Below are 13757 nucleotides of genomic sequence, written 5' to 3' on the forward strand. Positions count from 1 at the left end.
CGCCGCGCCCCGGCCGCGAGCGCCGCGGCCGCCCGGGCCGCCGTCATGGATTCTTTGAAGCTATCGGGGCAGCACACAATTTTCATGGCAGAGCCTTTCACGTTGATGCTAAAGCTATAGAACATACGCGGGGCACGCGAACGCGAGGAAATGGAGAAAACCCGCGCCCGCGCACCCCGCGCGATAGGAACACTGGTTGCTAGGAACTAGCGTATGCGGTCGCCGACTTAGCGCACCAGTGCTGGCTTCTTATTGTCGAACTTCCAGCCGGGGATGAGGTACTGCATGCCGATGGCGTCGTTGCGCGCCCCGCCGCCTTCCACCTTCTCCTTGTAAAGTTCGTGCGCCGCGAGGATCTGGTCCATATCGGGTTCGATGCCCAGGCCCGGGCGCTGCGGGATCGTGAGCTTGCCGTCCACGATCTTCAGCGGTTCCTTGGTGAGGCGCTCCACGCCTTCCTGCCAGATCCAGTGGGTATCCAGCGCGTTGTACTCGCCCGGGGCCGCCGCGCCGCAGTGGGCGATCTGGGCCAGGGAAATATCGAAGTGGTTATTGGAGTGGCAGCCCCAGGTCATGCCCATATCGTGGCAGAGCTGGGCCACGCGCACCGAGCCGCGCATCGTCCAGAAGTGCGGGTCGGCCAGCGGGATGTCCACGGATTGCAGGGTCAGCGAGTGGGTCATCTGGCGCCAGTCGGTATTGACCATATTGGTGGCGGTGGGCAGGCCGGTGGCCTTGCGGAACTCGTTGAGGATCTCACGGCCGGAGAACCCGTTTTCGGCACCGCAGGGATCCTCGGCGTAGGTGAGGATGCCGACCTTGTCCTTGCACAGCTCGATGGCTTCCTTGAGGGACCACGCGCCGTTGGGGTCGAGGGTGATGCGGGCCTCGGGGAAGCGTTCCTTGAGGGCCACAATCGCCTTCATTTCTTCGGCGCCTTCCAGCACGCCGCCCTTGAGCTTGAAGTCCTGGAATCCGTAGAGATCGTGGGTGGCTTCCGCGAATTTCACGATCGCTTCGGGGGTGAGGGCTTCTTCGTGGCGGATGCGGTACCATTCCACATCCGAATCCTTTTCGCGCAGGTAGGGCAGGTCCGTTTTATCCGGGTCGCCCACGTAGAAGAGGTAGCCGAGGGCCCGCACCTGGTCGCGCTGCTGGCCTTCGCCCAGGAGCGCAGCCACCGGCACGTTGAGGAACTGACCGAAGAGGTCCAGGGTGGCTGCTTCCAGCGCGGTGACGGCGTGCACGGTGGTGCGCAGGTCGAAGGTTTGCAGGCCGCGCCCGCCGGCATCGCGATCCGCGAAGCGCTGCCCCACTTCACGCAGGAAATTATTGTAATCGGCGAGGGAACGCCCCAGCACGATATCTTTGGCGTCCTCGATGGTGCGGGTGATCTTCTCACCGCCGGGAACTTCGCCGATACCCACGTTTCCGCTGGAATCTTCCATCACCACCACGTTGCGGGTGAAGTAGGGGCCGTGCGCGCCCGAGAGGTTGAGTTCCATGCAGTCGTGGCCGGCAACCGGGTAAACATCGATTTTCTTAATTGTGGGAACTGACATCGTTGTCTTTCTTGTTTGGGCGCTGCGCGAATTGGGTGCGCGGCGCGGGTGGGTACGTGGGTGGTACGTGTAGTGCGGGTAATACGACGACGCCGCCAGCTGGCCGCCGGCCGGCCGGTCAGGGGAGGTTCCTTTCCGGCCGGGCCGGCGCGGTAGCCAGCCGCATCATGCCGGCCGCGTGGCTAGGAGTCACATACCCGCGGCCGGCGGGTGCTTTACTCGGGCAGGCCCGGGTGCAGCTCGATATTCGCGAGCTTCTCGTAGAAGCGCACGAGGGAGGAGTGGTCCTCACCGGCATGGTCATCGCCCTCGAGTACCGACATCATCTCGCGCACCTGGGCGGTGAGCGGAAGCGCGGAATTGACCCCGCGGCCGGTGTCCATCACGTTATTGAGGTCCTTGATATGCAGGTTGATGCGGAAGCCCGGCTTGAAATTGCGAGCCAGCATCATGGGAACCTTGGCGTCCATCACCGTGGAGCCGGCCAGCCCGCCGCGGATGGCGCGGTACACGGCTTCCGGATCCACCCCGGCCTTCTGGGCCATGGTGAAGGCTTCGGCGCAGGCGGCAATATTGATCGCCACGATGGCCTGGTTGGCCAGCTTGGCAATATTGCCGGCCCCGATGGGCCCCACGTAGGTAACATCCCCGGCCATTACGCCGAGCACGTCCTTGACCTCGTTGAAGAGCTCTTCTTCACCGCCGACCATCACGGACATGGTGCCGTCAATGGCCTTCGGTTCGCCGCCGGACACCGGCGCGTCCAGCATCCGCACGCCGGCCTTTTCCAGGCCCGCGGCCACTTCGCGCGAGGCGAGGGGCGCGATGGAAGACATATCAACGTAGATGAGCCCTTCGCGAGCGCCTTCGATAATGCCGCCTTCGCCCAGGGCCACCGCCTTGACGTGGGGGGAATTCGGAAGCATGGTGATGACCAGTTCGGCCTTCTCCGCCGCTTCCTTACCATTGGCAACGGCGGTCGCTCCGGCTTCCACCACCTCGGCAACAGCTTCGGCATTGTGGTCGTTCACGAAGAGTTCGTGGCCGGCCTTGAGGAGGTTCTTCGCCATGGGCTTGCCCATAATGCCAAGACCGATAAATCCGATCTTCATGGAGTTTTTCCTTCCTTTTTGTATGATCGTCAGGTTGGTGTTTCCAACGGGCGGAGCGTGTCACGTGGGGTGGGGCGCTCCGTTTTTATGCGCCGTTCTTTGCGCCGTTTTCCATGCACACCGTTCCTCGCGAGGGTGGGGCGCGGCCAAGCTGCGCCGTCGTACCCCCTATTTCTCCAGCGTTAAGCCGGAACCACGAGGCTCAGCAACAGGCAGGCGCCCAGGCCGAGCACAGAGAGCAGGGAGGTGTAGGTGGTGCGGACCTTGATGGTTTCCGCCACCGAGAGCCCGAGGAATTCCTTGAACATCCAGAACCCGGGGTCGTTCACGTGCGAGGCCATAATGGAACCGCACGCGGTTGCCAGGGTCATGATTTCGGGGCTCACCCCGCCGCCGGCGATCATCGGCACCGCGATACCGGCCGCGGCCACCACGGCCACCGAAGCCGAACCGAGGGCCACGCGCATAAGCGCGGCAATAAGCCAGGCGATAATAATCGGGGAGAGGCTGAGGTTTTCGGTAATGGAAAGAATGTAATCGGAAATGCCGCCGTTCTTGAGCACGGCCGCGAAGGCACCGCCACCGCCGATGATGAAGACGATCATCGCGATGGACTTCACCGAAGCCGCGCAGGACGCCATGATCTTATCCATCGCCACCTTGCGGACCAGGCCGAAGTAGGCCACCGCCACCAGCAGGGAGATCATGAGGGCGAACCAGTCGTGACCGATGAAGGCCATCACCTTGGTGACCGCGTGCTCGTGGCCCAGGGTCACCTCGAGGATGGCGTGCCCGCCGATGAGGATAACCGGGAGGGCGGTGATGCACAGGGAGGCCCAGAAGCCCGGCATTTCTTCGTCGGTCCATTCCTTTTCGTTGACCAGGCCGGCCGGCGGGCGGGCGGTCACGGACTTGACGAAGGGCAGGCGCGGCCACATGATCGCGACCACGGCGCCCAGCGGAATGGCGAAGATAAGGCCGTAAAGCATGGTCAGGCCGATGGAGGCGTCGTACATATTCGCCACGGCCGAGGGGCCCGGGTGGGGCGGAAGGAAGGAGTGCATCGTGGACAGCGCGATCGCCATAGGCATCGCCAGCCACATGACCGGGATCTTGTAGGCCCGGCACACGGCGAAGACGATGGGAATAATGATCACGAAGGCGGTCTCGTAGAAGAGCACAACACCCACGAGGAAGGACACGATAACAATCGCGAGCTGGGAATGCTTGATTCCGAACTTGTTAATCATGGTGGTGGCAAGGCGGTTCGCCGCGCCCATATCCGCCATGAAAACGCCGAGCATGGCGCCGAAGCCGAGGAGCAGCACGAGTTTACCGGTCTGCCCGCCCACGCCCGATTGGATGATGTCAAGGAGTCCCTTGACCTTCTCACCCTTATCATCGACGGTTGCCAGGAGAGGCATACCCTGCGCCATGCCCACCACGACCGAGACGATGACGAGGGCAATAAAGCCATTCATCTTCAGCACGATCATGAGGAACAGGAGAAGAGCAATGCCAAGTGCGAGGATTACTAGTGGCATGGTTTTTCCTTAGTTTCCAATCTCATCACTGAGAGAGCCGGATGCGGCGCTGCGGTAGCCGCGCGGCGAGGCGTGCCACAGGCACAGCTACGCCGCAGGTACCGGCAGAACCGCGCGGCATGTTGAGCCGCGAGCGGCTTAGATATTGGTGACCGCTTCGACGGCCTTTTCGAGCGCCGGGCGGAATTCGGGGGCGAGTTCGCGGGCCGGTGCGAAGCAGTAGCCCGCTTCCACACCCGCCATGCGCAGGCCTTCTTTGAGGACCACCGGGAAGGTGGCCACGTCCACGAGGTTGCGCAGCGGCGAGAGCGCATTTTGCAATTCGAGGGCGCGTTCGCGGTTGCCGGCGCGGTATTCGTTGTAAATGCTGGAAACGAGCTTGGGCGCAATATTCGCGGTGGAGGCGATGGCGCCGGCGGCTCCCAGGCACAGAGCCGGGTAAATGAGGGTATCGCGGCCCATAATCACATCGAAGTCATCGGGGAGTTCGCGGATATAGTCCCCGGTCAGGGTCAGGTTCCCGGCGGAATCCTTGATGCCGATGATATTGGGGACGTCCACCAGTTCGAGCATGGTTGTGAGTGCCACCGGGACCTGGGTGCGGCCCGGGTTGGAGTACACCAGAATGGGCAGATCGGTTTCCGCCGCGATGTTCTTGTAGTGTTCGACCAGTTCGGACTGGGTGGGGGTCATGAAGTAGGGGGTGAGGACCGAAAGAGCGGATACCCCGCCCACTTCTTGGACCATATGCGCGGTTTTAATGCAATCGCGCGTGGTAATTTCCGAGGCGCCGGCGTAGACCGGGACCCGGCCATTGGCTTGCTCCACGGCGATTTCAACAACGCGGCGCTTTTGGGCATTATCGAGGCCGTAGATTTCGCCGGAGCTGCCGAGCACGAAAATGCCGTGCACGCCGTTGGTAATCGTGTAGTCAATGACGTCGCGCAGACCCTGCTCCAGCAAGTTTCCTTCGCGATCTAAGGGAGTGACGAGAGCGGGAATCACGCCTTCTGCATGGAACTCCATAGTTCTCCTTGGTTGCGGCTTCAGTTTCGACTTCAGCAACGAAGTTCGAAACTTTGTGGACAGTCAGCTATGTATGTAGACGCCAGTATTAAAACGCGATTGCGGTACTACAGGCTGGGACTAACGTCTGAGGTATGCGGAGCGACACAGGTGTGCAGCGGCGCAGTTCCGGGGAACTTGTTGCGCTGTCCTTTACTATGGAACCTAGAGAAATGGAAGAAATCATCGTGGTACCGTGGCATCCCTGAGGTACCCCACAGCGCGTGGCGTCTCACCGCTCGCCGTGGTACCGCGGCTACGAAGGTGTTGGATTCGTTTGAGAGCTACAAGCACACATAGTGGCGGTGTTCGCCCCGTAAAATCTGCCTCGCGCACGGTTGACCTGCTCGAATTCCTCGGCAGGCGCATTGCCGACCCGCCGCGTCTGGCGGAAATCTGCACGGAGTTAGATGCGCCACGCTCCTCCACCTACGCGCTGCTGCGCACCCTCATCGACGCCGAATGGGTGCAGGCTACCTCCACGGATCGCTATATGCTGGGCATTCGCGCACTCACCGTGGGCACGGCCTATATTGATGCGGATCCTTACGTGCGGATTGTGCGCCCGATTCTGGTGGACCTGGCGAAGGAGCACGGGGAAACCTTCCATATGGGCCGTTTCGACAATGCGGAAATCGTGTATCTGCTTACTCAGCAATCTGATCGGTCCACCCGCACCTATTCGCGCGTGGGGCGCCGCCTGCCCGCCGCAGCCACCGGGCTGGGCAAAGCCGTGTTGGCCCACCGCCCCGAGGACATTCCGGAGGAACTGGTGGAGCTGACCGCGCGGACGATCACCTCGCCGGCGCAGCTGCGCAAGAACCTCAAGGAAACCGCCGCGCGCGGGTACGCCATTGATAACGAGGAAAATACCCTCGGCCTGCATTGCGTGGCATTTTCCCTCCCTTACGAAAGCCCGGTGCGCGACGCCATTTCCTGCTCGGTTCCTAGCGTGCGCTGGAGTGCCGAACGCGAAGCGGAGCTCGCGGCTGCCATGCGCACGGCCGTCAATCGGATTCTCGATTCCGCGCCGATTGCATAGCGGGGGTTCCGCGGCGCGGGCGCTGCGGCGTTTGCGTAGCGGGGGTTCCGCGCCGATTGCATAGCGCAGATTCAGCGGCGCGGTAGTGTTGTGGCGCGCGTTAGCCGTTTGCTCACGCTCGTAGTCGCGTTCATACAGCAGAGAGAAGAATGGATGGGTGGTTCACTCTTCGAGAGCTTCGAGTGCGACGGCGCGGTCATGACGCACCGCGACGCGTAACTGGATCTTCTCCCATTCCCGGATTCCTCGATGGAGTGCATCGCGTGCTTGCGGTGTGCATGCTGCTCCGAACTCATCGATCACGAAAAGAAGAATCTCTTCGAGGCAGGGCCGGAACCTGCTCCTGCCTACCGGGAGATGAACATTAGCAATACGAGGAGTGCGGGCCTCGTTCTTGATGCGCCGGCGTGCCCGGCGGGAGTCATGACCGCTCAGGAGCAAAGCATGTGTCCATTCATCGCCGTGCGAATGTATCTGGATATGCGCGCAAGGAATATTCGAACGTGGTGAGCGAATGTAATCCCAGCGCACCAGAGGCTCCCGCCCTTCGTGTCCGCGGATCACTGAAAATGTTGATTGATCGACCGTGAGAAAACCACTCTCCGGATCGAGAAAAACTCGATAGTCAAATAGCACAAGCGGGTTGCGTGGGAAAGCTATGCGGCCACTGATTCGTTTTCCAGGCGCTTCGCTCAGCACCACCGACTCGATACTTACTGAAGAATTTTCATCTAGAAAACTGCTTATCTTTCCGAGGTGGTCAGCAAATCTTTCGGCCTGGAACTCCAGGCTCTCACTTGGATGATCACGGTTCACGGCCATAGCGAGCCAACTTCTCGAAGTAATCTAATCCGTCCAATTCGAAATAGAGCTTTGCTTCTTTTTCGCCGAGCAGGTAATTATCAGCGCGTAGGTCGAATTCTTCCCGGGTCATTCTGACCTCGCGCAGAATCTCTTCTTTCCGCTCCAGAATTTCTTCCAGCGAGGTGTAGGTTCGCCCGATAATGACTGTCATGTGGTTACCTCCGTCCTTTTCCGTCATTCTCGCATGGCGTGGAAGCGTAAAAAAGACCTATGCGCAGCCCTGTGGATAAGGGTGACGTTTGAGGATTCTGTGGATAACTTCTATACCGTTGCCACTACCTATCCCGGGCGATCTCGCTGTTCTCATCAGCCAGTTTCGAAAACTTGACTAACGTGAACCAACTCAGGCCTAACGACGACGCCGCCACCACCTGGATATCTCCCTATTGGCCGCGAAAGTGCACCGCCTGGGGACTTATGTCACATTTACACCGGTCTACATGTGTAGATACTTGTACTGCCGGTAAATATGATGGCGTCGTGTGTATACCACTACACGGGCGTCTTTCCGGCATATCTCAGGCAGACCCCAAGGCAAAGGAGCATATTGTGAGCCGGGATACCATCGCACACGTGAAGCTTTCCCACGTTATTTTGCCACTGAACAACCCGATTTCTGACGCGAAGGTGTTCACCGGGCGGCAAAAGCCCATGACGGAGGTGAATTTCCTTTTCTGCGAGATTGAAACAACCGACGGTCATTCCGGAGTTGGTTTTTCGTATTCGAAGCGGGCGGGTGGGCCGGCCCAATTCGCCCACGCTTCCGAGGTTGCCGATAACCTCATCGGCGAAGATCCCAATGATATTGACCGGCTGCGCGTGAAGTTGCTGTGGGCCGGGGCTTCGGTGGGGCGTAGCGGGGTGGCGGTGCAAGCCATTGCCGCCATTGATGTGGCCCTGTGGGATTTGAAGGCAAAGCGGGCCGGGCTGCCACTATCCAAGCTTATTGGCGCCCACCGGGATTCCATCCGTACCTACAACACCTCCGGCGGCTTCCTTTCCTCGCCGCTGGAAGAAGTGATTGAGAATGCGCTGGCGTCCAAAGAGAAGGGTATTGGTGGCATCAAGATCAAGGTGGGCCACCCGGATCACCAGGTGGATTACACCCGCGTCAAGGCGGTGCGCGAGGCGCTGGGCGATGACTTCCCGCTCATGGTGGACGCGAATCAGCAGTGGGATCGCCCCACCGCAAACCGCATGTGCGAGTGGCTGGAAGAATTCAATCTGGTGTGGATTGAGGAACCGCTGGATGCCTACGATTACGAAGGCCACGCGGAGCTTGCGCGGCGTTTCATCACCCCGATTGCTACCGGTGAGATGCTCGCTTCGGTGGCCGAGCACGTCAAGCTTATCGAGAATCACTCCTGCGATTTCATTCAGCCGGATGCTCCGCGCGTGGGTGGCGTTTCGGAGTTCCTCAAGCTGACGAAGCTGGCCGAGCATGCCGGCCTGCAGCTCGCCCCGCATTTCGCCATGGAGATCCATTCCCATCTGGCGGCCACCTATTCCCTGGAGCCGTGGGTGGAGCACTTCACCTGGCTCGATCCGCTCTTCAATGAGCACATGGAAATCAAGGACGGCCGCATGATTGTTTCTGACCGGCCCGGCCTCGGCGTGACACTTTCCGATCAGCTACGCGCCTGGACGGTTAATACCTTCGAAGTCGGTAAGCGGCCCTAACGGGAACGCACCCCTCAACCGTTCGGCAACTGCGAGCCGCATCGAGATGAACAACAGTTCATCTCGCAGTCGAACCTAGAGAAAACTGGGGCGTGATTGACGGCTATACGCTGACAATCACGCCCCAAGGGTACTAATTTTCGCTTCCTATAGCGAGGTTTTCCCTCCGATATTTATAGCCGACCGCATAGCCCACTACGAGGATAACGACGGCGAATCGCGTCCATGACGAATTCTGTATTACGAGCAGTGCTATTGCACTTGCCATATAGAATCCCGCGTGGAGGATTTCCGTGAGACCTTCCCGCCGCCGCCAAGAAAAACTCCACAGCGTTACAGGAACCAGAAGAACGGCCTCAAGAATAACCGGGATGCCAGTCCATCCCCCCTGCTCAAGATTGGCAGCGAGGGCTACCAGGATTCCAGCCCACAACCCCTCTGGAAATAGACGCCACCACATTGGCTCACCTCCTTATCTCACGGCGCTTCAATTCTTGCCACATTCGGAGTTCCGTCATCAGCGACGCAACTTGGCGAAATTCTTGCGGAGAAGGGTATCTCATATTAGATACATTATTAACATACACGTCAGTGCAGTATTTAAGCAATGTTTCAATCGGAGGGCGGGCTATTTTTCGACCGTCGATTCTGCGTTTTTGCGACAGTCGCCGATGACTGCGAAACACCCGAGCAACGGTGTGGGCAAGGAACACAATGGCCGGCTGGCCCCGGGGTGGGCGGACTTTCCGCCCGCCCCGGGCGTCGTCGTATTTAATGCGCGGCATTCAGCGCGCTATATTTAGCGAGCAGTACCTAATGCGCGTTTATTTATGCGCGTACGTCGCGCAGCAGCGTCGCGATTTTCTCCGAATCCTCCGCGCTCAACGGGACCTGCGGGGCACGCATCAACGGCGAGCACTCCACCCCGCACAAACGCACCCCCTCCTTAATCGCAGCAATGAAAATATCACCGATCTCATACACCGCAGCCAAACGCGTAATCTTCCCCAACTCCGTGGCCGCGCGCGTAACATCCCCGGCCTCATAAGCCGCATGCATCGCCGCAAACACCTCAGGAATCAAATTCGTCAGGCCAGAGAGCACCCCGGCCCCGCCACATACCCGATTCCCAATGTAATACTCATCAAAACCAGAAAGCACCGCGAAATCCGGGCGCACCTTCCGCACCTCACGAATCACCCGCCGGGTATGGCTCTGGGTATCCACCGTATCCTTGAGCGCCACAATATTTTCGTGCCGGGCGGCCAGCTCAGCCACCAACTCCGGACTCAAATCCGCACCCGTACGCTCCGGGAAGTTATAAAGCATCACAGGAAGCTGCGTGGCGCCCGCAACCGCGTCATAAAAATCAAGGGCCCGCCCGTGCGAATGCCCGAAATAGAAGGGCGGGAGGGCCACCACGCCATCCACACCAGCCACCTCAGCAGCCGCGATATTCTCCAGCACCTCACCCAAACGCGCCGCGCTCACCCCGGCCAGCACCTGGAAACGCCCCGCGGCCTGCTTGACCGCGAACTTCAAGAACTCGGCCTTCTCCTCGGTAGAGAAAGAGAAAAACTCCCCAATCGAGCCGAAGAAGAGCACCCCGTTGAGCCCGGACTCGGCAAGACGATCAATATGGGCAGCCATCGCCGGATAATCAATCGCGCCCGAATCGTCGATCAACGTGACCGACGGGCAATACACACCAGAAAACATTCCAACCCCTTGTCAGTGGCGCGCGGCCGGCCACCCCGAATGGGCGGCATGCCGCGGCAGTCGTTCATACATCTATTATGGAACTAAGTTCCACCTAATGGGACTGGACGGGGCTTGCGCTACGTCACATTTCGGAGATGCCGCACGGTACGGCTAGCACTCCACCACATTGACCGCGAGCCCGCCCTCCGAGGTTTCCTTGTATTTCGAGAGCATATCCATCCCGGTTTGGCGCATGGTTTCCACCACGGTATCAAAGGAGACGGTGTGGGAGCCGTCGCCCCACAGCGCGATATAGGCAGCATTAATGGATTTCACCGCGGCCATGGCATTGCGTTCGATGCACGGGATTTGCACCAGGCCACCCACCGGATCGCAGGTGAGGCCAAGAGAATGCTCCATAGCAATTTCCGCGGCATTTTCCACTTGGGCCGGGGTGCCGCCCAGGGCTTCCGCGAAACCGGCAGCCGCCATTGCTGATGCTGAACCGACTTCACCCTGGCAGCCCACTTCCGCCCCGGCAATGGACGCATTTGTCTTAATAATTCCGCCGATGGCCGCCCCGGCGAGCAAAAAATTATACATTCCCTCGCGGGTGGCCCCGGGCACGAAACGTTCATAATACGTGAGGACCGCGGGAACGACGCCGGCCGCGCCGTTCGTCGGCGCGGTGACAATCCGGTGGCCGGCCGCATTTTCTTCGTTGATCGCCAGGGCGAAAAGATTCACCCACCCGAGGGCTTCCAGCTGGTCCGCCCGGTGCCCCGCCGCGGTTTTTTCCTCCAGCTCGCGGGCCAGCCCGGGGGCGCGCCGCTTCACGCGCAGCCCGCCCGGAAGCGTGCCCTCCGTGGCAATCCCGGCTTTAATGGCCTCGTCCATGACCGCGTGCACCCGATCCATATGGGCGATAACCGCCGGCTGCGGGCGCAGCGCGGTTTCGTTAGCGAGCGCGAGTTCAGAAATGCGCATGCCAGTTTCGGAACAGAGCTCCAGCAGCCGAGCGGCGGTGAAAAATGGGTAGGGGACCGCGGTCTGTGCGGCGTCGGCCTGTTCTTCGGTGGCGAGCGGCGCCACCCGCGGTTCGGCCGGATCGCCCAGCTCTTCCATCACGAAACCGCCGCCCACTGAATAATACGTATGTTCAGCGAGGAGCTCCTCGCCCGCCCAGGCGCGCAAAGTTAACGCATTTACGTGGTAGGGCAAAATATCACGCGGGCGAAAAATAATATCGCGCTCGCGTACGAACGGTGTGGGTTCGAAACCGGGCACGGTGAGGGTTCCGGAAGAATCGATAGCGGCTTCCATGCCGTCCACCACCGCGATGGACACATTTTCCGGGCTGTAGCCGGACAGTCCGAGGAGAACCGCGCGGTCGGTATTATGCCCGCGCCCGGTGGCGGCGAGGGAACCGAAAAGATCCACGCGCAGGCTCGTGATGCGGGCGCCCGGGGCGCGGGCGGCCAGCAGCGTTGCGAAATGCAGCCCGGCGCGCATGGGCCCCACCGTATGCGACGACGACGGGCCTATCCCCACCCGGAACATATCGCATACCCCCAGGGGATTTGCGCGGGTCTCCTCCTTCCCGGATTCGCCGGTGGTCCCGGTTACTTGCGTTTCGCCGGCGAGGATGGCGGCGGGCAGGGCGGTGTGCGGGGTGCCGGGGTGACGTTCGCTGAGGGAGACCGGGACGGTATGTGCGGCGTCGTCGAAATCAGGATTGAGCCTTAAACGCGAGGTCATACATGTCCTTCCGGTTGCTGGTCACGCACCGTTTGTGATCATACGGCAAGCGGCCGGGAGCTGCGCGCCCCCGGCCACTTTTGTGCTTGCCTGTGTGGCTATCTGGCTACTGCCCTCAGGCTACTTACCCGCCGGGCCTTCCCAGCCGGGAACCAGCTGGTTCGGGCAGGTCTGCAAGTACTGGGCGAAAGCATCGTGTTCGGCCTGGGTGACGGTCAGCCCGTAGGTGGCCTTCACACCGATCTGCCGCGCGACGTACTGGCAGGTGAAGTTCTTGTTCGCGGGGACCCATTCGGCGGCGGAACGCCCGGCCTTCTCCTTGGCCTGGTCCGCGGAGACGGCCTGCATATTGCGCGGGTCGCTGGCGAAAGCGGCGCGCTGCTCGTCCGTGAACTGGTTGGCGCCCGAAGCCCAGGCGTTATCGAGGCTGACGATGCGGTCCACCACCACGGTCTTGGTGCCGGCTTCCGGGCGCGCGTAATCAACCATATTGCCGGTGTAGCTATCCACCAGGGTGCCGTAAGCGATGCCGCAGCCGGAGGTGCCGGGCTGCACGCCCACGTTCACGAGGTCGCGGCGCAGAATGTCCGTGTAGACGTTACATTCGTCTTCGTTCAGATCGGCCGCATTAGGACCGAACTTCGCCGGATCAGCCTTATCGGTGGCGGAAGGTTCGGCAACTGTGAGGGTGCTCAGAAGTTCGGTTGCGCTTTGCGGGTGGGCCGGGTTCGGGATGACTGCCGGGAGCTTTTCCGGCGGGGTTTCCGAAGCGCCGGGAGTGACGACGGCGGAGCTAGCGGCAGGTGAGGTAGCGGGAGCGGAGGTGGCGGCAGCCTCATCACTACTCTTGGTGCATGCCCCCATCATCCCCGCGAGAATAGCCAAGGACCCCATGGCGGCGGCGCACTTCGCAAGCGAGGTGCGGGCGGTGGTGGATGCGCCGTGGCCGGCGCTGCCAAAACTAGTGCGTGGCATGACTTCCTTCTCTTTTCGTTCTCTTCTCGAATAGATAAAACTGCACGACGCCGAAACGCCGCGTGACAATGGTAGACAAGCAACCGCGCGGATTCAAAGGCGGGGCGCATGGTGGAATACCAGGTGGACGCGGTGGCTGAGGTGCGGGCCAGTGGTGGTATGCTGCGGGCTGGTTTGCGGCGCGGGGTGTGTGTGAGCGGCGCAGCGGGGCAGGCGCGGCCCCAGGCCGGGCATGCGTGTGGCACGACGACGCATTCACGACGCCAGGCCGGGGCCGGGGCCATCATTCAGCACCACAATCCGTTCCACCTAGCAAATATCTATTGCTACCACAATTCATTTATTGTAAATTCAAGATATACATGTAGGACCGCGACGGTGAAACAGCCTGTATGAACCGATACATACGTGGCTCCGCCACCGGTTTCTAACACAGTGAAAGAAGTGAGCAATG

General features: G+C 60.7%; 13 protein-coding genes. 2 read left to right on the forward strand and 11 right to left on the reverse strand.

All coding sequences use genetic code 11. The annotated features are described in order from the left end of the window. From CZ322_RS10395 to dapA, 5 genes are all read right to left on the reverse strand, one after another. A partial coding sequence (locus CZ322_RS10395) for a hypothetical protein (protein ID WP_412459458.1) occupies positions 1-125 on the reverse strand: 125 nt, incomplete at its 3' end. Positions 126-227: 102 nt separating this feature from the next. Further along, on the reverse strand, positions 228-1562 hold the full coding sequence (locus CZ322_RS02605; protein ID WP_087070091.1) for an enolase C-terminal domain-like protein: 1335 nt from the start codon (positions 1560-1562) through the stop codon (positions 228-230). A 215-nt stretch (positions 1563-1777) separates the two neighbouring features. After that, a complete protein-coding gene (gene garR / locus CZ322_RS02610) occupies positions 1778-2674 on the reverse strand; it encodes a 2-hydroxy-3-oxopropionate reductase (protein WP_087070092.1) in 897 nt (298 codons plus the stop codon). Positions 2675-2856: 182 nt separating this feature from the next. Then, positions 2857-4218, reverse strand: coding sequence for a gluconate:H+ symporter (locus tag CZ322_RS02615; protein WP_087070093.1), 1362 nt, complete (start codon positions 4216-4218; stop codon positions 2857-2859). Between the two features lie 138 nt (positions 4219-4356). Next, a complete protein-coding gene (gene dapA, locus CZ322_RS02620; protein ID WP_087070094.1) occupies positions 4357-5244 on the reverse strand; it encodes a 4-hydroxy-tetrahydrodipicolinate synthase in 888 nt (295 codons plus the stop codon). Positions 5245-5560: 316 nt separating this feature from the next. On the opposite strand from dapA, the gene CZ322_RS02625 reads away from it, so the two are divergent. Beyond that, positions 5561-6325, forward strand: coding sequence for an IclR family transcriptional regulator (locus tag CZ322_RS02625; RefSeq protein WP_087070095.1), 765 nt, complete (start codon positions 5561-5563; stop codon positions 6323-6325). Positions 6326-6487: 162 nt separating this feature from the next. On the opposite strand, the gene CZ322_RS02630 is transcribed toward CZ322_RS02625, so the two are convergent. Then, complete coding sequence (locus CZ322_RS02630) at positions 6488-7147, reverse strand: hypothetical protein (protein WP_087070096.1); 660 nt, start codon at positions 7145-7147, stop codon at positions 6488-6490. Then, a complete protein-coding gene (locus CZ322_RS02635; protein WP_087070097.1) occupies positions 7131-7340 on the reverse strand; it encodes a hypothetical protein in 210 nt (69 codons plus the stop codon). Before CZ322_RS02635 ends, CZ322_RS02630 begins: the two co-directional genes overlap by 17 nt. A gap of 398 nt (positions 7341-7738) precedes the next feature. On the opposite strand from CZ322_RS02635, the gene CZ322_RS02640 reads away from it, so the two are divergent. Next, positions 7739-8869 carry an L-talarate/galactarate dehydratase gene (locus CZ322_RS02640; protein WP_016442116.1) on the forward strand — a complete coding sequence of 377 codons (1131 nt, stop codon included), beginning with the start codon at positions 7739-7741 and terminating at the stop codon, positions 8867-8869. A 133-nt stretch (positions 8870-9002) separates the two neighbouring features. On the opposite strand, the gene CZ322_RS02645 is transcribed toward CZ322_RS02640, so the two are convergent. The 4 genes from CZ322_RS02645 to CZ322_RS02660 all read right to left on the reverse strand — a co-directional run bounded on the left by CZ322_RS02645 (position 9003) and on the right by CZ322_RS02660 (position 13303). Further along, a complete protein-coding gene (locus CZ322_RS02645; RefSeq protein WP_087070099.1) occupies positions 9003-9329 on the reverse strand; it encodes a hypothetical protein in 327 nt (108 codons plus the stop codon). Positions 9330-9697: 368 nt separating this feature from the next. Next, complete coding sequence (locus CZ322_RS02650; RefSeq protein WP_087070100.1) at positions 9698-10588, reverse strand: dihydrodipicolinate synthase family protein; 891 nt, start codon at positions 10586-10588, stop codon at positions 9698-9700. 153 nt (positions 10589-10741) lie between these two features. After that, positions 10742-12328 (reverse strand): L-serine ammonia-lyase, encoded by a 1587-nt coding sequence (locus CZ322_RS02655; protein WP_087070101.1) that lies wholly within the window; start codon positions 12326-12328, stop codon positions 10742-10744. Between the two features lie 120 nt (positions 12329-12448). After that, positions 12449-13303: a GmrSD restriction endonuclease domain-containing protein gene (locus CZ322_RS02660; protein WP_087070102.1), complete on the reverse strand. Its 855-nt coding sequence runs from the start codon at positions 13301-13303 to the stop codon at positions 12449-12451. Positions 13304-13757: the final 454 nt, after the last annotated feature.

The sequence above is a fragment of the Actinotignum timonense genome, assembly GCF_900155575.1.
GTDB lineage: Bacteria > Actinomycetota > Actinomycetes > Actinomycetales > Actinomycetaceae > Actinotignum > Actinotignum timonense.

What these genes read in the sequence shown, in the direction of transcription:
- CZ322_RS02650 (WP_087070100.1), bottom strand. Translation starts at nt 10,588, where the DNA reads ATGTTTTCTGGTGTGTATTGCCCGTCGGTCACGTTGATCGACGATTCG.
- CZ322_RS02630 (WP_087070096.1), bottom strand. Translation starts at nt 7,147, where the DNA reads ATGGCCGTGAACCGTGATCATCCAAGTGAGAGCCTGGAGTTCCAGGCC.
- CZ322_RS02655 (WP_087070101.1), bottom strand. Translation starts at nt 12,328, where the DNA reads ATGACCTCGCGTTTAAGGCTCAATCCTGATTTCGACGACGCCGCACAT.
- CZ322_RS02645 (WP_087070099.1), bottom strand. Translation starts at nt 9,329, where the DNA reads ATGTGGTGGCGTCTATTTCCAGAGGGGTTGTGGGCTGGAATCCTGGTA.
- garR (WP_087070092.1), bottom strand. Translation starts at nt 2,674, where the DNA reads ATGAAGATCGGATTTATCGGTCTTGGCATTATGGGCAAGCCCATGGCG.
- CZ322_RS02635 (WP_087070097.1), bottom strand. Translation starts at nt 7,340, where the DNA reads ATGACAGTCATTATCGGGCGAACCTACACCTCGCTGGAAGAAATTCTG.
- dapA (WP_087070094.1), bottom strand. Translation starts at nt 5,244, where the DNA reads ATGGAGTTCCATGCAGAAGGCGTGATTCCCGCTCTCGTCACTCCCTTA.
- CZ322_RS02615 (WP_087070093.1), bottom strand. Translation starts at nt 4,218, where the DNA reads ATGCCACTAGTAATCCTCGCACTTGGCATTGCTCTTCTCCTGTTCCTC.
- CZ322_RS02660 (WP_087070102.1), bottom strand. Translation starts at nt 13,303, where the DNA reads ATGCCACGCACTAGTTTTGGCAGCGCCGGCCACGGCGCATCCACCACC.
- CZ322_RS02605 (WP_087070091.1), bottom strand. Translation starts at nt 1,562, where the DNA reads ATGTCAGTTCCCACAATTAAGAAAATCGATGTTTACCCGGTTGCCGGC.